At 69.1% G+C, this 18364-nt stretch carries 13 protein-coding genes and 2 pseudogenes; 10 read left to right on the forward strand and 5 right to left on the reverse strand.

Features of this window, described 5'->3' with window-relative positions; all coding sequences use genetic code 11:
• The 3 genes from glgB to U5771_RS17615 are packed head-to-tail and all read right to left on the reverse strand — an operon-like array spanning position 1 to position 9045.
• Complete coding sequence (glgB, locus tag U5771_RS17605) at positions 1-2241, reverse strand: 1,4-alpha-glucan branching protein GlgB (protein WP_415859411.1); 2241 nt, start codon at positions 2239-2241, stop codon at positions 1-3.
• A complete protein-coding gene (treS, locus tag U5771_RS17610) occupies positions 2219-5545 on the reverse strand; it encodes a maltose alpha-D-glucosyltransferase (RefSeq protein WP_322025154.1) in 3327 nt (1108 codons plus the stop codon). The genes glgB and treS overlap by 23 nt, the downstream gene beginning before the upstream one ends.
• A complete protein-coding gene (locus tag U5771_RS17615; protein WP_322025155.1) occupies positions 5542-9045 on the reverse strand; it encodes an alpha-1,4-glucan--maltose-1-phosphate maltosyltransferase in 3504 nt (1167 codons plus the stop codon). The genes treS and U5771_RS17615 overlap by 4 nt, the downstream gene beginning before the upstream one ends.
• Before the next feature lie 319 nt (positions 9046-9364).
• On the opposite strand from U5771_RS17615, the gene U5771_RS17620 reads away from it, so the two are divergent.
• The 10 genes and pseudogenes from U5771_RS17620 to U5771_RS17670 all read left to right on the forward strand — a co-directional run bounded on the left by U5771_RS17620 (position 9365) and on the right by U5771_RS17670 (position 15496).
• Positions 9365-10336 carry a BON domain-containing protein gene (locus tag U5771_RS17620; protein WP_322025156.1) on the forward strand — a complete coding sequence of 324 codons (972 nt, stop codon included), beginning with the start codon at positions 9365-9367 and terminating at the stop codon, positions 10334-10336.
• 257 nt (positions 10337-10593) lie between these two features.
• The gene (locus tag U5771_RS17625; RefSeq protein WP_322025198.1) at positions 10594-10875 is read left to right on the forward strand and encodes a DUF892 family protein; all 282 of its coding nucleotides are present in this window, start codon (positions 10594-10596) and stop codon (positions 10873-10875) included.
• A 163-nt stretch (positions 10876-11038) separates the two neighbouring features.
• A pseudogene (locus U5771_RS17630) lies at positions 11039-11371 on the forward strand (RNA polymerase factor sigma-54); the annotation flags it as partial.
• A gap of 118 nt (positions 11372-11489) precedes the next feature.
• Positions 11490-11678 carry a DUF3008 family protein gene (locus U5771_RS17635; RefSeq protein ID WP_322025157.1) on the forward strand — a complete coding sequence of 63 codons (189 nt, stop codon included), beginning with the start codon at positions 11490-11492 and terminating at the stop codon, positions 11676-11678.
• 46 nt (positions 11679-11724) lie between these two features.
• Positions 11725-11886, forward strand: coding sequence for a DUF1328 domain-containing protein (locus tag U5771_RS17640; RefSeq protein ID WP_322025158.1), 162 nt, complete (start codon positions 11725-11727; stop codon positions 11884-11886).
• The gene (locus tag U5771_RS17645; RefSeq protein WP_322025159.1) at positions 11883-12269 is read left to right on the forward strand and encodes a DUF3022 domain-containing protein; all 387 of its coding nucleotides are present in this window, start codon (positions 11883-11885) and stop codon (positions 12267-12269) included. The genes U5771_RS17640 and U5771_RS17645 overlap by 4 nt, the downstream gene beginning before the upstream one ends.
• Positions 12270-12680: 411 nt before the next feature.
• Positions 12681-12904 (forward strand): annotated as a pseudogene (locus tag U5771_RS35610) (DJ-1/PfpI family protein); the annotation flags it as partial.
• A gap of 85 nt (positions 12905-12989) precedes the next feature.
• Positions 12990-13295, forward strand: a complete 306-nt coding sequence (locus U5771_RS17660; protein WP_322025162.1) for a DUF1488 domain-containing protein — start codon at positions 12990-12992, stop codon at positions 13293-13295.
• A 238-nt stretch (positions 13296-13533) separates the two neighbouring features.
• Positions 13534-13719, forward strand: coding sequence for a hypothetical protein (locus tag U5771_RS17665; RefSeq protein WP_322025163.1), 186 nt, complete (start codon positions 13534-13536; stop codon positions 13717-13719).
• A gap of 4 nt (positions 13720-13723) precedes the next feature.
• Positions 13724-15496 (forward strand): glycoside hydrolase family 15 protein, encoded by a 1773-nt coding sequence (locus U5771_RS17670; protein ID WP_322025164.1) that lies wholly within the window; start codon positions 13724-13726, stop codon positions 15494-15496.
• A gap of 456 nt (positions 15497-15952) precedes the next feature.
• Here U5771_RS17670 and U5771_RS17675 read toward each other — a convergent pair whose 3' ends face one another.
• Positions 15953-17041, reverse strand: a complete 1089-nt coding sequence (locus tag U5771_RS17675; protein ID WP_322025165.1) for an aldose epimerase family protein — start codon at positions 17039-17041, stop codon at positions 15953-15955.
• 27 nt (positions 17042-17068) lie between these two features.
• Positions 17069-18262, reverse strand: coding sequence for a DNA-binding transcriptional regulator (locus tag U5771_RS17680; protein WP_322025166.1), 1194 nt, complete (start codon positions 18260-18262; stop codon positions 17069-17071).
• Between the last annotated feature and the right edge of the window lie 102 nt (positions 18263-18364).

Genomic DNA, 18364 nt, shown 5'->3' on the forward strand with positions numbered 1-18364 from the left:
TCACGCCTCCAGGAGGAGAAACACGCAGCCGAGCGGCGGCACCGTCAGGCTCAGTGACGCGGGCAGGCCATGGCTCGGTTCCGGCATGGCCGTCACGCCGCCCTGATTGCCGATGCCGCTGCCGCCGTAGCATGTCGCGTCGCTGTTGAGGATTTCGCGCCAGTGGCCTGGCCGCGGCACGCCGACGCGGTAGTCGAAGCGCGGCACCGGCGTCAGGTTGAGCGCGACCAGTACCTGGCCGCTCGCATCGGCCGCGCCGCTGCGGCGCAGGAACACGTACACGCTGTTGTCGCGGTCGTCGCCGACGGCCCAGGCGAAGCCATCTGCCTCGGCGTCGCGCGCATGGAGCGCGGCGATGCCGCGATAGCAGCGGTTCAGGTCGCGCACGAAACGTTGCACGCCCTGGTGATCCGCATCGTCGAGCAGGTGCCAGGCCGGCGACGCATCGTGATTCCACTCGCTGTCCTGGCCGAACTCGCCGCCCATGAACAGCAGCTTCTTGCCCGGATGCGCCCACATGAAGCCCAGATAGGCGCGCAGGCCGGCAAAGCGCTGCCAGCGGTCACCGGGCATCCGGCCGAGCAGCGAGCGCTTGCCGTGGACAACCTCGTCATGCGACAGCGGTAGTACGAAGCGCTCGGAAAACGCGTAAATGAGGCCGAAGGTCATTTCGTCATGGTGATAGCGCCGGTAGATCGGGTCACGCGACATGTACTGAAGCGTGTCGTGCATCCAGCCCATATTCCATTTGTAGCTGAAACCGAGCCCGCCGGCGGCAACCGGCGCGCTCACGTCGGGCCATGCGGTCGACTCCTCGGCGAAGGTCGCCGCGCCCGGACACCGTTCGGCGACGACCGTATTGAAACGCCGCAGGAACTCGACGGCTTCGAGGTTTTCGCGGCCGCCGTGGATGTTGGGTACCCACGCGTCCGCTGCGCGGCTGTAGTCGCGGTACAGCAGTGACGCGACGGCGTCCACGCGCAGGCCGTCGACGTGGTAGCGCGTCAGCCATTCGAGCGCGCTGGCGAGCAGAAAATTCGCGACTTCGTTGCGGCCGAGGTTGTAAATCAGCGTCTGCCAGTCCTGATGAAAACCTTCGCGCGGATCGGCGTGCTCGTAGAGCGCGGTGCCGTCGAACTGCATCAGGCCGTGCGGATCGGTCGGGAAATGCGCCGGCACCCAGTCGAGAATCACGCCGATGCCGGCGCCGTGGCAGCGGTCGACGAAATGGGCGAAAGCAGCCGGCTCGCCCAGGCGTGCCGTCGGCGCGAACATGCCGAGCGGCTGGTAGCCCCACGAACCGGTGAACGGATGCTCGGAGACCGGCAGGAATTCGATGTGCGTGAACCCCATGTCGGCGACGTACGGAATCAGCCGGTCGGCCAGTTCGTCCCAATGCAGGCTGCGCGCGCCGTCGCCCGGATCGCGCAGCCACGAACCGGCGTGGACCTCGTAGATCGACAGCGGGGCGTTTGCGGCCTGGCGCTGCGCGCGCGTCGCGAGCCACGCGTGGTCGCTCCACGGGAACGGCGCGGGGTCGGCCACGCGCGAGGCGGTTGCCGGTGGCAGCTCCGCGGCGCGCGCGACGGGGTCGGCCTTCAGGTGGAGCAGATCGCCGCGCGGGCCGATCAACTCGTACTGATAGCGCTCGCCGACGCCCAGGCGCGGCACGAACAGTTCCCAGACGCCGGCGCGATGGCGCAGGCGCATCGGATGACGCCGGCCGTCCCAGCTGTTGAAGTCGCCCACCACCGATACGCGTCGCGCGTTCGGCGCCCACACGGCGAAACGCACGCCCGGCGTGCCGTCGATCGTCATCGGCTGCGCGCCGAGGCAGTTGCCGAGCTCGAGATGCCGGCCTTCCGCGAGCAGGTGCAGGTCGAAGTCGCCGAGCAGCAGGCCGAAGCCGTACGGGTCCTCGACAACCTGCTCGGCGGCCGGCCAGCGCACGCGCAGCCGGTACGCAGGCGCGACGGCCTGGCCGCTGTCCGGCAGGGTGCCGACGAACAGGCCGTCGGGATGCGCATGCACCATCGGCACGCGGATGTCGTCGTCGAGGTCGAGCGAAGCCGCGTGCGCGCCGGGCAGAAATGCGCGCACGAGCCAGCGGCCGTCGACGCGATGCGGCCCGAGCACGGCGAACGGATCGGCATGCCGCCCGTTGAGCAGGGCTTGCAGGCTCGCCTCGCAGAGGCCGGCGAGCGGATCGGAGCGGTCCTCAGCCACGTGGCGTCTCCCCATGCCTGGCAAGCAGCCGCTTGGCGAGCTCGGCCATCCCGTACAGCGGAACCGGCACCCACGCCGGACGATTCCGGAATTCGTAGACGATTTCGTAGGCGGCCTTTTCGAGCAGGAACGCATCCAGCAGGGCCGCGCGGCCCGCGCATTCGGCCAGGTCGGGCGGCGCCGTGCAGACGGTGGCTCGGTATGCGTCGAGGAACGCCGTGGCGGCGCGATCCATCGCATCGCGCAGGAATGCGTCGCGGCGCGCCAGCAGCGGCTGCGGCATCTGCTCGCCGGTATGCGTGACGGCATAGCCGACATAGTCGAGCGAGCGCAACAGGCCGGCCACGTCACGCAGCGGGCTGGCCTTTTCGCGCCGCTCGGCGAGCGAGCGCACCGGCTCACCCTCGAAATCGATCAGGTAAGCGTCGCCTTGCACCACCAGCACCTGGCCGAGATGGAAATCGCCGTGGATGCGCTGGCACGACGTGCCGATGCCATCCCGGCACAGCCGCTCGGCCAGCGCCAACAGCTGTGCGCGCTGATCGACGAGCCGCCGGGCCAGTTGCGCCGTCGCCGGGTCGTTCCATTGCCGGTCGAGCGCGAGCAGATCGAGCGCCTCGTCGACCTGGGCCCGGACCCGGGCGGCCCAGCGCTCGCAGTCCTCCGGCGTTGCCCGCCGCGGCGCGAAGTCCGGCTGCCCGCTCGGCTGGGCGAGCACGCCGTGCAGTTCGCCGAGGCGCCGCCCGACCACGCCGGCAAAGCGCGTGTACTCGGCGGTCTCGTCGTCCGATGCGTCGGTCATGTCGGTTTCGTGCGACAGTTCCTCGGTCAGGCGCGTCAGCGTCTCGAGCGCCCAATCCCACGCGTTGCCCTGGTTCTCGACGAAGGCCTGCAGAATGGCGAGGGTGTGCGGCACGCCGGCGGCATCGCGGCGGCGCACTTCGCCGAGCCACGCCGGCGCGTTGGCGAAGCCGTGCCCGCTCAGGTAACGCCCCATCTCCGCCTCGGGGTGGGCGCCCGCGACGACGCGGCGCACGAGCTTGAGCGCCAGCGCGTGGCCGATCGCCAGCGTGCTGTTCGTCTGCTCCGCCGCGATCCAGTTGATCTCGGCGTCCGCGCCATACATGTCGGCGACGAGCGCGGCCGAAGCGTCGCATTCGATCACGCCGTCGTCGGCATGGCCGCCGACGGGCAGGCGCGCCTGCCTGCGCATCGCGTCGCACAGCGCGCGCGCGAATGGCGCGACGGCGAACGCGTCGGTCAGGAAGCCGACCTGCGGCCCGCATCGGATACGTGCCAGCGCGAGCTGGCCCGGCAGCGGCGGCAGGCCCGGTCGATCCCACGCGACCGCGAGCGGCAGCAGATAGCGCTCCGTGGCGGTTTTCCCATCCGTCTCGACGTCGCTTTCCACCTCGCACAGGAAGGTCGGCGCCGGCGTGCCTTCGAGCGCCGTGATGCATTCGAGGCGGGTGCGATGCAGCTTGCCGTTCTTGGCGGCGAACCAGCGCCGCTTCGGAAGGTACTGCGGCAGCGCCTTCTGCTCGAGCGCCTGGCGGTGTGCGGCGCTGAGCACGGGTTCGCCGGCACGCCAGACCAAGGTGATGAACTCCGGCAGTTGCTCGGCGGGCTCGGCGTTCCATCGTGGCGCCTGCGTATCGTCGCTGAGCTCGAACCAGTAGAAGCCATACGGCGGCAGCGTCAGCAGGTAGGTCAGCTGGCCGATCGACGGAAATGCCGAGCCGCCGAGCAGTTCCACCGGCGTGCGTCTCGCAAAGCGCGAAAGATCAAGCTCGACCGCCTGCGACGCGCGCGACAGATTGGCCACGCACAGCAGCGGCGGGTCGCTCTCGTATTCGCGCAGGTACGCGAGCACCTTGCGGTTGACCGGCTGCAGGAACTCGATCGCGCCACGCCCGAATGCGTGGTGGTTGCGCCGCGTGGCGATCATGCGCCGCGTCCAGTTCAGCAGCGAGTGCGGATCGCGCGACTGGGTTTCGACATTGATCGATTCGTAGCCGTACAGCGCCCCCTGGATCGCCGGCAAGGTCAGTTGCTCCGGATCGGCGCGCGAGAACCCGCCATTGCGGTCGAACGACCATTGCATCGGGGTCCGCACGCCGTCGCGGTCACCGAGGTGAATGTTGTCGCCCATGCCGATTTCGTCCCCGTAATAGATCACGGGCGTGCCGGGCATCGACAACAGCAGGCTGTTCATCAGTTCGATGCGGCGCCGGTCGCGCTCGAGCAGCGGCGCCAGGCGGCGCCGGATGCCGAGATTGAGCCGCGCGCGACGGTCGCTCGCGTACACCTCCCAGAGATAGTCGCGCTCGCTGTCGGTCACCATCTCGAGCGTCAGCTCGTCATGATTGCGCAGGAAGATTGCCCATTGGCACGTCGACGGGATCTGCGGCGTCTGCCACAGGATGTCGGTGATCGGGAAACGGTCCTCGCGCGCGATCGCCATGTACATGCGCGGCATCAGCGGAAAATGGAACGCCATGTGGCACTCGTCGCCGCTGCCGAAATACTGCTGCACGTCCTCCGGCCACTGATTGGCCTCGGCGAGCAACATGCGGTTCCGGTATCGCGCGTCCAGATCGGCGCGGATGCGGCGCAGTATCTCGTGCGTTTCGGGCAAGTTCTCGTTCGACGTGCCTTCGCGCACGACCAGGTAAGGTACGGCGTCGAGGCGCAGTCCGTCGACGCCGAGGTCGAGCCAGAAATGCATCACGGCGAGTACTTCCTTGACGACCTGGGGGTTGTCGAAGTTGAGGTCGGGTTGGTGCGAGTAGAAGCGATGCCAGAAATACGCGCCGGCGACCTCGTCGTAGGACCAGTTCGAGACCTCGGTATCGACGAAGATCACGCGCGTGCCGGCGTATTCGCGACCGGTGTCGGACCAGACGTAGTAGTTGCGATGCGACGAACCGGGCTTCGCGCGGCGTGCTCGCTGGAACCACGGATGCTCGTCCGAAGTATGGTTGATGACCAGCTCGGTGATGACGCGGATGCCACGCGCGTGCGCAGCCGCGATCAGCCGCTTGATGTCGGCGAGCGTGCCGTAGTCGGTGTGCACGTCGCGATACGCGGAGATGTCGTAGCCGTCGTCGCGTCGCGGCGATGGGTAGAACGGCAGCAGCCAGATCGCGTCGACGCCAAGCTCGGCGATGTAGTCGAGCTTGGCCAGCACCCCGGCGAAATCGCCGATGCCGTCGTTGTTGGTGTCGAAGAATGACTTGACATGCAACTGATAGATCACCGCGTCCTTGTACCAGAGTGGATCGCCGGTGAGGCGTTCGAAGTACGGTTCTCGTTTCATGGCGAAGCCTCGCCGTCAAGCGGGCGCACGGCCCAGATCGCATACGGAGCGTCAGGCGCAAGCCGTACATGCTGGCGCTTGCCGCGGAAGGTAAAGCGCGTGCCGTCGAGCAGGTCTTCCGCGGCCAGCGTGGCATCGTCGGGCAGGCCCCACTCCCACAGCGGCACCTCGAAGTCCGCTTCGTGCGCGGCGAACGGGTCGAGATTGATCGCCGCAAGCACGACGTCGTCGCGACGCGGCGTGGCCTTGGCGAAGTACAGGACGTGCGGGTCGAACGCGTTGTAGAAGGTCAACCCGCGATGCGTGTGCAATGCCGGATGGGCGCGCCGGATACGGTTCAGTTGCGCGATCTCCTTCGTGATGTTGCCGGGCCGTTGCCAGTTCCACGCGCGGAGCTGGTACTTTTCCGAATCGAGATATTCCTCGCGGCCGGCCAGTGCCGCTGATTCGCACAATTCGAAACCGTTGTAGACACCCCATAGCCCCGAGAGCAACGCTGCGAGCGCGGCACGAATCAGAAAGCCGGGGCGGCCGCTCGTCTGCAGGAACACCGGATTGATGTCGGGCGTGTTGACGAAAAAATGCGGCCGGAAGTACGCAGCAATATCGGGCCGGGTCAGCTCGCTCAGATAGTCGATGAATTCCTGTTTCGAATGGCGCCAGGTGAAGTAGGTGTACGACTGCGAGAAGCCGATCTTGGCGAGCCGGTACATCATCTTCGGCCGCGTGAACGCTTCGCTCAGGAAGACCGCCTCGGGATGATCGGCGCGCACCGTCGCGATCAGCCATTCCCAGAACGGCAGCGGCTTGGTGTGCGGGTTGTCGACGCGAAACAGCGTGACGCCATGCCCGATCCAGAACAGCACGATGTCGCGCAAGGCAAGCCACAGGCCCGGCATGGCGTCGTGCGTGTAGAAATCGACGTTGACGATGTCCTCGTACTTCTTCGGCGGGTTTTCCGCATAGCGCAGCGTGCCGTCGGGACGCCAGTCGAACCAGCCCGGATGGGATGTGAGCCACGGGTGATCGGGCGAGCATTGCACCGCGAAGTCGAGTGCGAGCGCCAGGCCATGTGCGTGCGCAGCCTCGTTCAGGCGCCGGAAATCGTCGAACGTGCCCAGCGCCGGGTGAAGCGCGTCGTGGCCGCCGTCGTCGGAGCCGATCGCATACGGGCTGCCGGGGTCGTCGGGGGTGGCGCACTTGCTGTTGTTGCGACCCTTGCGATGCTTCGTGCCGATCGGATGGACCGGCGGAAAGTAGAGCACATCGAACCCCATTGCGCGGATCGCAGGCAGGCGCGCAATCACGTCATCGAAGGTGCCGTGACGGGACGGATCGTTGCCTTGCGAACGCGGGAACAGTTCGTACCAGCTCGCGAATCCGGCCAGCGCAGGCTCGACGTCGACGGCCTGTGGCGGTAAGTGGCGCAAGACGAACGGGCGGAAGCGGGCGGCTGCCACGGCATCGGCCAGCGTCGGGGCTGTCAGCGCAGAGAGTGTGTGGCCGGCATCGAGCGAACCGTCGACGCGGCTCGCCCGTTCGAGCGCCAAGCGCGCGCGGGCGGTGGCGGCGTGTCGCGCGATGTCGGCAAGGATCAGCGCGCCTTCGCGCAGTTCGAGCGCGATGTCCTGTCCGGCGTCAAACTTCTTGCGGACTTCGCGGCACCAGTTGACGTACGGATCGCGCCACGCCTCGATCGTGAATTCATGGCGGCCGATCCGGTCCGGCCGGAATTCGGCCGTCCAGCGGTCGTTGCCGAGCGGCACCATGTCGATTTCGCGCCAGTCGGCTGCATCGGCCGGTCGCCAGAGCAGCACGGCGGAAGGTACGTCGTGCCCGTCGATGACGATGTCGGCCTCGACGCGGACCGCCTCACCGGCAACGCACTTGACCGCAAAACGGCCATTGTCCACGGCGGGCGTGATGGCATCGATGAAGAGGCGCGGTGCGTGCACCGCGTCCTCTGCGATCCGCACGGCCTTGCCTGCGGCATGGCCGTCGCCTTGCGCGCGCGCGGCACGGCTGGCCACCGGCGCCGGGCGCGTGGCGCGCCACGCGCGCACCTCGCCGGGCGCCAGCCGCAGGGTGTCGAGCGGTTTCGGGGCGCCGACCGGCGTGTCGTCGTCGTCCAGCGCCTGCACCTGCGTGCAGTCGTGCCACGACCAGCCGGCCGCGTCGATCGACGCGGTGTCCGACAGGCTGACGTTGGCGGCGACGAGCCGCAGCAGTTCGCGGCGCCGACGGTCGCGGGGGACGCGCGCGAACACCGCGATCGGCGCGGACGGGCCAGCCAGCCGCTGCAACTCGACTCCGCCGTCCAGGCCCGCCATGGCGGCGGACCGGCGCGCCAAGCAAGCGTTCCCGCGTGCGATGGCGTCGGCGAAGCCGAGCCCGGCGGCCTGCCAGGCGGCGTTCAGGTCGGCGGGCGTGCGAATGGCTCGCCAGACCGAATCGGACCACGCGAATTCCATTCCGGCCGGCACGAGGACGCCGTCACCGAGCTCGAAGGCGACGGCGAGTGCGCGCTGGCAAGCCAGCATCCGGTGCCGGGGTGGCGTGGCGTCGAGCGCGCGCGCGCCGAAAGGATCGTCGGCCAACGCGATGCGGCACGGGCTCGTTGCCAGGTCCGCATGCTCGTCGAGCAGCCATGCGGCACGCAAGTCCCACCAGCACGACGACAGGAACACGCCGTCGAAGCAGGCATTGGCGGCGTCGATCATGCGCGCGCGCGGCAAGCCGGGCGTCCATGCAAAAAACGCCGTGCCCGGCCGCGTGTCGCGCACACGTGCCAGGCAGTTCGACCATGTCGAGATCGGCACTGCGTCGATGCCCCGCAGGCAGAAGCCGCCGATACCGAACCCGGCCAGGGCGATCAAGCGCTCGGCCAGCTCGTCCTCATGCGACGCGGCCGGTGCCGCGGGCGGCGATGCTTCGACCGGAAGCGCGCGGTGGGGGGCGGGGACGAAATCGGCTGCGTAAGCGCCGTCGACAGCGAACGACGGCGCGGGGCGGGGCGTCTGAAGCTCGACCACCAGATCGAGTGCCAGGCCGTTGGCTCGTGCGGCGTCGGCGTAAGCGGCGAGCTGCTCGGCGCGCTCGCGTGCGGTCGCATCGCATGCGGCGAGCGTTGTCAGGATGCGCGAGAAGCCCATCCTGGCGGCGCGGCCAACGCACCGCAGCCATGCCTCGCGATCCAACGCGAACGTCAGCGGCAGGCAGTAGATGCGAGGGGCAGCGCTGGTCGTGCTCGGCGGTCGCGTCATCGGCGAGGATCTCCTGGGAAGGCGCCATCGATTGTCGAGCGGTGCGCAATCTCCATGCCGCTGGCCCATGCCGTCATCGTCGGTACGCAGCGCACCGACAATGCCGGCCTGGTTCGGGCCGAATTCGGCGGCAATCTCCGTCGGCTGCGTTCCCGATCGGAGCGCCGTGCGGTCGCTTCGTCCGGTGCCGTGGCACGACGATTGCAGGGTGTGTCCATTCAGTACGGGAGGTGTCATGCAACGCGATCACGTTCGAACCAAGCGGCGAGCAAGCGTCGCCGGCATCGTTGTGGCGTCGGTTGACGGTCACGCGCGGCGCGCTTGACATGCGCAGCCCGTTTCGCCGTCAGGAAAACGCGCAGGACGCGGACGAATCGGGCGCCGGCGGCGCCTCGTGGCCCCGGTACGCAAAAACTGCAATCGCGTTGCAGATTGGGCGCCCGGTCAGGGCCGCTGGCCAACTGTGCCTGGGCAGGGCGCTTGATCGGCGCGTCTGGCGGCAGATCGATGTCGCCAACCGAATGTGACGCGCGGAATGTGACGGGCGCCGGCGCCGATGTCGGCACGCGATTTGCGATCGATCCGTCCACTGTGTGCCGCGCACGGCATAGGGCCGGGGGTGGCACACGCGCGAGCAAGGAGGGACACCATGCAACGACGATATCCTGGAAGGCATGGCCAACGCGGCGGTCCGCCCGAGTGGCGGGAGCGCACCGACCGCGCATACCGGGACGCCGGCGAGCACGGCATGCCGGACGACCCTGCACCGTGGCCGGAAGAAGACGATGACCCGGCTTGCCCTCGGTTCACGAGCGAGAACGTGGGGCCGCAAGACTGGGGCAGCGAATGGAGTGAACGCGCCGCGCGGCCGGTCGGCCAGCGGCGCGGCAGGGCCGACGCGGGCTGGCCGGGAACCGCGCGCGAGCCGACGCGGGCAGCCGAACGCGGCTACGACGAACCCGGCCGCCATGCGCAGGATCGCGGCAACCGGGAGGGCCCGTACGGCGACGATCGCCCGGCGTTCCGCGGCCATGACCGGATGGGCTGGTACGGCGGCGAATGCGACACGGGCGACCCACGCGGCAACGTGCGCTACGGCGGCAACGCCACCGGTCTGCCGGGTTTCGGCGACGATGCCGAACGCGACGTGCAGCGTCGTCGTCGCGGGCCGAAAGGCTATACGCGCTCGGACGAGCGAATCCGCGAGGATGTCTGCGAACGGCTCGCGTGTGCGCTCGACATCGACGTGAGCGACGTGACCGTAGAGGTGCACGACGGTCGCGTCGAACTCGACGGCACGGTGCCGGCGCGCTGGATGAAGCACGACATCGAGGATCTGGCCGACAGTTGCATGTGCGTGCGGGACGTCGAGAACCGCGTGCGTGTCCATCGCAGTGGCGAGCACGATACGGGCGTGGTGCTGCGCCCCGACCAGCGGACCGTCACGCCGACGCGGCCAGACGTGCCCGATCCCGATCCCGAGCCCGGCACCGCCGGTCGTGATCGCGAGCGCAAACCCAACCAATGACCGGTCGTGCACGAAACGACGCGACCGCGACCGCCACGGGTGTGACGCCCGATACCGCGGCGACCGCGAAAGACGTGCTGCGCGCGACCGGCGCGAAGTCGGTCGCGCGCACCGAAGGCGACCGGCAGGACGGCGAGTGGCGCGGTTTCGATCCGGTGCGCCGGCCACGCGAAGTGTCGTTGGGCGGCCCGCGCTGGACACGCGCTTTCCGTACGCGTTCGCCACGCTGCACCGCGAACCGACGGGTCGCGAGCAGGATGTCGGCGACCGGCGACGCGGTGAAGGGTGCGCTGGCCGGTCATGCGGTCGAGCAGGTCGAGATCGCCGCGTACGCCGTGCTCGTCACGGCGGCACACGCGGTTGGCGAAGACGAGATGCGCGCGTGCCGCGAGCGAATCCTGCAGCAGGCACTGCGACTTGGCGGCATGGCTGCTGCGTCAACTGTCGGAACTGACTGCGGCATTTCTCGATCGTTCGACAGTCGACCATATCGATGCGCAGCGGTGACGGCGCGGCCGGGCGCGCTTGCCGGCGAGTGAAATCCGTGCCTCAAAGTTGCCGCCCGCTTGTAAAAAAGCGGCCCCGGCATGTCCCGCACCGGGGTACAAACCAGCGAAACCCGTGTCACACATTGCGCGGACGGATTGGCACGAAAGCTGCGTGAATCCCGTAGACGAAATACCAACCGTCAGGAGGCTTTCGATGCCCGTCTCGCTTGCGCTACCGATGCGACTGCATCCGGCACTCACGCCGAGGCGTCAGCAGTCGCTTTGCCTGCTGCAGTTGTCTTCGCTCGAATTCCAGCAGGAACTGCGGCAGGCACTCGACGCGAATCCGTTTCTCGACGACGGCCGCGGCGAAGAGGAAGCCGCTGTCGATGCACCCAGGCAGACTGCCGAAGCGGCCGCCCCCGCGCAAGCGCGGGCGGAACGCGACGACTTACGCCCGCCGGACGGCGAAGTGTCCCTGACGGCCGCCGTGCGCCGCGGCACGAGCCGCCAGGTCGACAATGCAGACGGCCTGTCGCCGGGCGATGAAGACTCCGGCGGCCGACCTGCGACGTCGCGACGGCGCGTGACGGCGTGCCCGGCGTGCCAACCGCGCGCGGGCCGCGCAGCGTGCCGGCCCGCGCACCCATGACAGGAGCGCAACCATGCCAGCAAAATCCCAGGCCCAGCAGCGTGCCGCAGGGGCCGCACTGTCGGCCAAGCGCGGTAAAACGAAAATGACGGACCTCAAACCGCCGGCGAGGTCGATGGCTGAATCGATGAGCGAGAAGGCGCTCGAGAAAATGGCGTCCACGCCGATTCACGGCAAACCGAAACACAAGCACGATGCGTGACCGGCGACGACGTTTGGTGACGACGGCTGTCATCCAGGAGGGTTCCATGCTTCGATACGCCATCATCTTCTTCATCATCGCGATCGTCGCGGCCGTGTTCGGCTTCGGCGGCATCGCGGCCGGTGCGGTCGAGATCGCGAAGATCCTGTTCTACATCTTCGTCGTGATCTTCCTGGTCACGCTGCTGCTGGGCGTCGTGCGCCGATGAGCATCAAGACCGACCGGGCACAGCGCGTGACCGAACTCGAACACGCGCTCGCGAACGGCTTTCCGTCGCAGTCGACCGTCGTCGTGCATGCGGACGATGCATCCGGGCGGCTGACGATCCAGGTGTCGTGGGTGCGCGTGCCGTCCGACGAGGACGCGCGCGAATGGCGTTGCGCGGTCGACCTGCGGTTCGATCCGGACGTCGTCGAGCGCTACGCATCGCTCGATGCGGCCGACCGGCTGCGCGTGCGCACGCAGTTGTGCGATCGTGCGCGGCGCGCGGTGGACGAGCGCAAACCGCGCGTCGAGGATGCCGCGATCGAATGCAACGTGGCGCTCGACGTGACACACGCCGAGTTCGATGCCGCGCTGCGCGCACCCTGACGCCGAAGCCGGCCTCGCGTCAGCTCGAACGAAGGGGGCGCGGCGCAAGCCGGCTGCGAAGGCGTCCGCGAAGGGCGCCGCGAGCGCCCCGCAAAGCGCGCGGTCGCAAGGCGCGGCGCCATCGGCACGCAGGCGGCGAAGAAGACCGCCGCGCGCCGGAAGCACGCCGCATGACGTTGCGCGACGGAGGGTGACGCGATGACCGGCAAGCTCGATCCGTATCGCCGCAAACGCCGTTTCGATGCGACACCGGAACCCGAGGTGGCGCACGGGCGGCAGCGTGCGCGTGCCGATGCGAACGTGCATGAGTCGCTCTCCGGCGGACGCCGCGATCGGCATGCACGGCCGGCACGCCGCTTGCTACGCGACCGGTACGGCATGAGATGTGCCGCCACACCGACGGAGGCATTCATGAGCAGCAGGCTGGAGCATTGCAAGGTCGCCATCCTCGCGGTCGACGGCTTCGAGGAAGCCGAACGCGTCGAACCGCGGCGCACGCTTGCGGCCGAAGGCGCGCAGGTCGACGTGATTTCTCGGGAGCGTGACGAGATCCAGGAATTCCGGCACGTCGACAAGGGCGCAAGGGCGCGCGCGTGAAGGTCGACCGCACGTTCGCCGAAGCGCGCGAGGGCAACCCGATCACGCGCCGCGCGCCCGTCGATCCGCCCGCGTTCAACGGCGCGCTCGTCGATCGTCTCGCGGCGCGCGGCGCGTAAGCCGATGCCGGCCGATTCCCGCCGCGTGACGCTGACCGACGCGCCGCCCGCATTCGACGGCGCGGCGCTGCAGCTGCGCTTCGTCGTCGACGTCGATGGCACGCCGCAGACCTTTGCGATCACGGTCGAGGCGCTGGAAGATCATTTCGGCGCGCAGTCCGCGCTGGAGGCCGATCTGCTCGATGCATTCGAGCGCGGCCGCGCGCGGATCGAAACCGCGTGCGTGGACGTGCTGGCCGACGGCGGCAGCGACATGGTGCTGCACAGTGGCTATTTCCGCGCGGCGGCCGCCCGCCCGCGGCGGTCCTGACCCGATCGCGATCCTCCGACGCGTTTTCCCGGCGCGCATCTGGCATTGCATGCCGTTGAAAACAGGGCGGTGCTTCGCGGGCGTCGCAGGGTGCGGCATCGCGCGACACGCCGACGGCGCATGTACCGGAATCGAGCGGCTGCGGCGCGGCACGCCGCTTGCCACGGGGTCGACGCCGCACCGCTTGCATGCAACGGCGGCAGCGTGTCGGCCATGCTCAAAAAGGGAGGAACCGAACGTGAGGACCTTCACGATCACGGGTGCGCACACCGGCGTCGGCCGCGCGCCCGCCCACGCGTTCGGCGACGACGCGCGCCGCAATGTCGCGGAGGCCGGGCGCGGTGCGTCATGCTCGCTCGCGCTCGGCGCGGCTGTCGCGGTGCTCGCGACAAGGTTTGCCGCCGCGCGCAAATGGAACCGGTGACGCGATGCGGATCGAGGATTACGCACTCATCGGCGACGGCCGCAGCGCCGCGCTCGTCGCGCGCGACGGCAGCATCGACTGGCTGTGCTGGCCGGATTTCGATTCACCGCCGTGCTTCGCCGCGCTCGTCGGCACGCCGGAGAACGGGCGGTTCCGGCTGTCGCCGCGCGACCGTGCGGCCCGCGCGACACGCCGCTACCTGCCCGGCACGGCGATTCTCGAAACGACGTTCGACACGTCGTCGGGCTGCATCGTCGTGATCGACTGGATGAGCTGGGCCGCGCCCGATCCGTGCCTGATCCGCAGCGTGCGCGGTGTGCGCGGGACGGTCGCGCTGGATATCGATCTCGGGGTGCGTTTCGACTATGGCCGCGCGCTGCCGTGGTGCCGCTGCTTCGACCGGCGCTGGCGGATGATGACGGGCGGCGACGCGATGTGGCTCGACACCGACGCGCGGCTCGACGTGAAGGGCGACCGGCTCGTCGGCACGCAGCGCATCGCGGCGGGCGAGCGCGTCGACTTCTGCATCAGTTACGCGCGCTCGTACGACCGGCCGCCGTCGGTCCCCGATGCGTGCGCATCGCTGCGCGACACGCAGGCATTCTGGCGCGCGTGGTCCACGTGCAATGCGGAGGGGGGCCCGTATCGCGACGCGATCGAGCGCGCGCTGATCACTGTGAAGCTGCTGTCGAGCCAGCGTACGGGTGGGATCGTCGCGGCGCCGACGAGTTCGCTGCCGGAGTGCCTCGGCGGCTCGCGCAACTGGGATTACCGGTTCTGCTGGCTGCGCGACGCGAGCTTCACGCTGCGCGCGCTCGTGCGCTGCGGCTATCGCGACGAGGCCGCGCGCTGGCGCGACTGGCTCGTGCGCGCGATCGCCGATCATCCGTCGCAACTGCAGGTGCTGTATACGGCCGATGGCGGCCGGCGTGCGGACGAATGGGAGGCCGCTCACCTGTCCGGCTACGAGGGTGCGCGGCCGGTGCGATTCGGCAACGCGGCGACGGAACAGCAGCAGCTCGACGTGTACGGCGAGGTGCTGGCCGCGCTGTACCAGGCGCGCCGGCACGGGCTGCCGCCCGACGACGACGTGTGGATGCTCGAACGGCGGCTGATCGAACATCTCGCGACGATCTGGCGCGAGCCGGACGAAGGGATCTGGGAGGTGCGCAGCGGCCGGCACCCGTTCACGTCGTCGAAGGTGATGGTGTGGGCCGCCGTCGAAAGCGCGTACCGCTCCGCGCGCGCGTTCGGCCACCACGCGCCGCTCGACGTGTGGCGGCGCTGGGCCGACACGGTCCATGCGGCCGTGCTCGAGCACGGCTACCACGCGCAGCTCGGCCGCTTCGTCGATCGGTTCGACGGCGACGGCCTCGACATCAGCCTGCTGCTGATTCCGTTGACGGGGATGCTCGACGCGCGCGATCCGCGTGTCGTCGCGACGGTCGCCGCGATCGAACGCGAACTCGTCGACGACGGCTTGCCGTTCCGCTATCGCCCGCCGCGTTTCGAGGACGGATGCGAAGGCGACGAGGGCGCGTTCGTCGCGGCCGGGTTCTGGCTCGCGCAGGTCTACCGGATGCAGGGCCGCGATGACGACGCACATGCGTTGTTCGCGAGGCTGCTCGGCCTGCGCAACGACGTCGGGCTGCTGTCCGAGGAATACGACGTGAAGGCGCGACGCATGTGCGGGAACTTCCCGTTCACGCTCGCGCAGGTCGGGCTCGTGAACGCGGCGCTCGCGCTGCAGGGCGGCGGGCAGGACGACATCGGCTAGCGCCGCGACGTCCCGCGCGGCCAGCATTCGCGGACGTTACGCGTCGCCCTTGCCGCCGCGTTCGCCGTTGCGCGGCAGCACGGCCGGCAGCACCTGCCACGCGGTTTCGCCGAGCGCGATTAGGTCGCGCACATGGCGCCGCGCCACCAGCGCGATCGATATGGCGCAGGTCGATCATCCGCCTTGATCCTGACGGTCGGGGCGGAAGAACGGCTTCAGAGCACGGCTGCGCCCCGGAACCGCGGACGATTTTTCAACCGCGTGTCATTTCCGTCCGGACGAGCGAAGCCACCGCTGTTCACATGGGTCGCATTCCAGTCGAGCGTGCTCGGCGTCAGGCGTCGCTCGCCGCAGTGTCTCGGCATTGACCCTCAAAGGCACCCGCCATACGAGCGGCTGTCGTGCCGCGTGCGAGGGGCCGCGCCGTGCGCGCCGGCGCCCCGATCGACGTGTTCGTTACGCGCGCACTCCGACTCGATACCGGGTCGTCTGGCGATAGGTGTCGCCGGGACCGAGAATGGTTTCGTCGCGCAACGCGTCCATGTTGACCTGGTTCGGAAAGAACCCGGCTTCGACGCACAGCGCCGCGTGCCGTCGGCACGCCACGCCGCCGCTCACGCGCACACCGTCCAGATAGTTGCCCGTGTAGAGCTGCAACCCGCGCTGATCCGTCGACACGTCAAGCTCCCGACCGCTTTCCGGATCGTAGATCGATGCGACGGGCCGCACGCCGCGCTCGGGGTCGCGCAGGACATAGCAGTGGTCGAAGCCGCGCCCGCGCGTGAGCTGCGCATGCGGCCAGTCGAGACGCGCGCCGATCGGCGCGCTCTGCCGGAAATCGAACGCGCTCCCCGTCACGTCGGCGGTGCCGGTCGGGATCAGCGCGTCGTCCACTTCGACGAACGCGTCGGCGTCGATCTGCAGCAGGTGGCCGCGCACGTCGCTGCCCGCGCGCCCGCTCAGGTTGAAGTAGCTGTGATGGGTCAGGTTCAGCGGCGTCGGCGCATCGGTCACGCCCGCGTAGTCGATCGTCAGCGTGCCGTCGTCATCGAGCGTGTAACGCACCTGCACGCTCACGTTGCCCGGAAATCCCGCATCGCCTTCCGGCGAATCGAGCCGCAGCGTCAGCCCGCCGCGATCGTCGACCACGTCCCAGCGCGTGCGGTGAAAGCCGCTCGCGCCGCCGTGCAGCAGGTTGCCGTTCTCGTTGCGGTCGAGCGTGTGGTCGACGCCGTCGAGCGTGAAGCGCGCATGCGCGATCCGGTTCGCCCAGCGGCCGACCGTCGCGCCGAGGTACGCGCCCGATTCGACGTAGTCGGCCGGCGTGTCGTGCGCCAGCACGATATCGGCGAAGCGCCCGGTGCGGTCGGGGGCGAGCCACGACACGACGGTCGCGCCGAGATCGCTGACAACGACGCGCATGCCGTGCGCGTTGCGCAGCGTATAGCGCCGCACCGGATCGCCGCCGGGCAGCGTGCCCCACGGCTCGGACGGAACGCGGCCGACGCCGGATGCCGGGCGGGGAGAGTCGGTATCGATATGCATGAGTAGGGTCGCTCGTGGGCGGTGAATTCAGTGAGCCGACGCCGCGCGCGCCTGGTATTCGCGCGGGGTGCAGCCGAGTTCGCGGCGGAACACCGCGTACATGTATTGCAACGACGTGAAGCCGCAGCGGATCGCGACTTCCGCGCTCGACGCATGGCGGCCCGCGAGCAGCGTCTGCGCGGCCTCGAGCTTGTGACGCAGGATTTCCTGGTGCACGGTGCGCTGAAGTTCGCGCCGGAAGTGCTCTTCGAGCAGCGAGCGCGACACGCCGACATAGTCGGCGACCTGTTCGGTCTTGATCCCCTGGCACGCGTACTGCCGGATGAAATGCCGCGCGCGCATCACGTGCGGGCTCGCGAGCGGCTGGTGGCGCGTCGATTCGAGCACGTTGATGCCGACCGGCGGCACGAGGATGCGCTGTCCGGGAAAACGCGCGCCGCGCAGCATCCGGTGCAGCAGGTGCGCGGCGGTGCGGCCCATTTCCTCGGTGCCCTGGATCACCGACGACAACGGAATGCGCGTCAGCGTGCGCGTGAGCGGATCGTTGTCGATGCCGATGATCGCGACCTGTTCCGGCACCGCGATGCCGGCGATCAGGCACGCCTGCAGAAGATGCCGCGCGCGTGCATCGGTGACCGCGATGATCCCGACGGGCTTCGGCAGCGCATGCAGCCAGCCGATCAACTGCTCGATCGCGTGATTCCAGCCCGAGGCGCTCGTCGACAGGCCGCGGTAGATCGGCGCGTCGAGCCCGTCCGCGCGCGCGAGCCGGTCGAACGCGTGCTCGCGCTGCTGCGCCCAGCGGTTCTCCTGCGCGACCGGCAGGCTGTACATCGCGAAATGCGCGAGCCCGGCGCCGATCAGGTGCGTATAGGCGAGCGACACGAGCTTCGGGTTGTCGGTCGCAATATATGGGACGCCGTCCGGATACTGCGCCGGATCCTCGTACGACGAGCCGAGCGCGACGATCGGCAGCGGCGAACCGGCGAGCGCATCGGCGACGGCCGGATCGTCGAAGTCCGCGATGATGCCGTCGCCGTCGAAGCGTTCGATGCCGGCGAGCCGGCAGCGGAAGTCGTCTTCGAGGAACAGGTCCCACACGACACGCGTCGTGTGCAGGTACTGGCCGATGCCGCTGATGATCTCGCGGTCGTAGACCTTGTTCGCGTTGAACAGCAGCGCGATGCGGTGCGGTGTCTGGGCGGAAGGGGCGCGGGTCATGTCGGTCTCGGGGGCGCGCCGCAGCGAGCGTCGTGCCGTTGTCTCCGGGGCGCGCCCGGGGCGGCGGCGCGCGGTTCTCTGGTGTCCGGCGATTGTAGGACG

The organism is Burkholderia sp. BCC1977 (assembly GCF_905339595.1).
Lineage (GTDB): Bacteria > Pseudomonadota > Gammaproteobacteria > Burkholderiales > Burkholderiaceae > Burkholderia.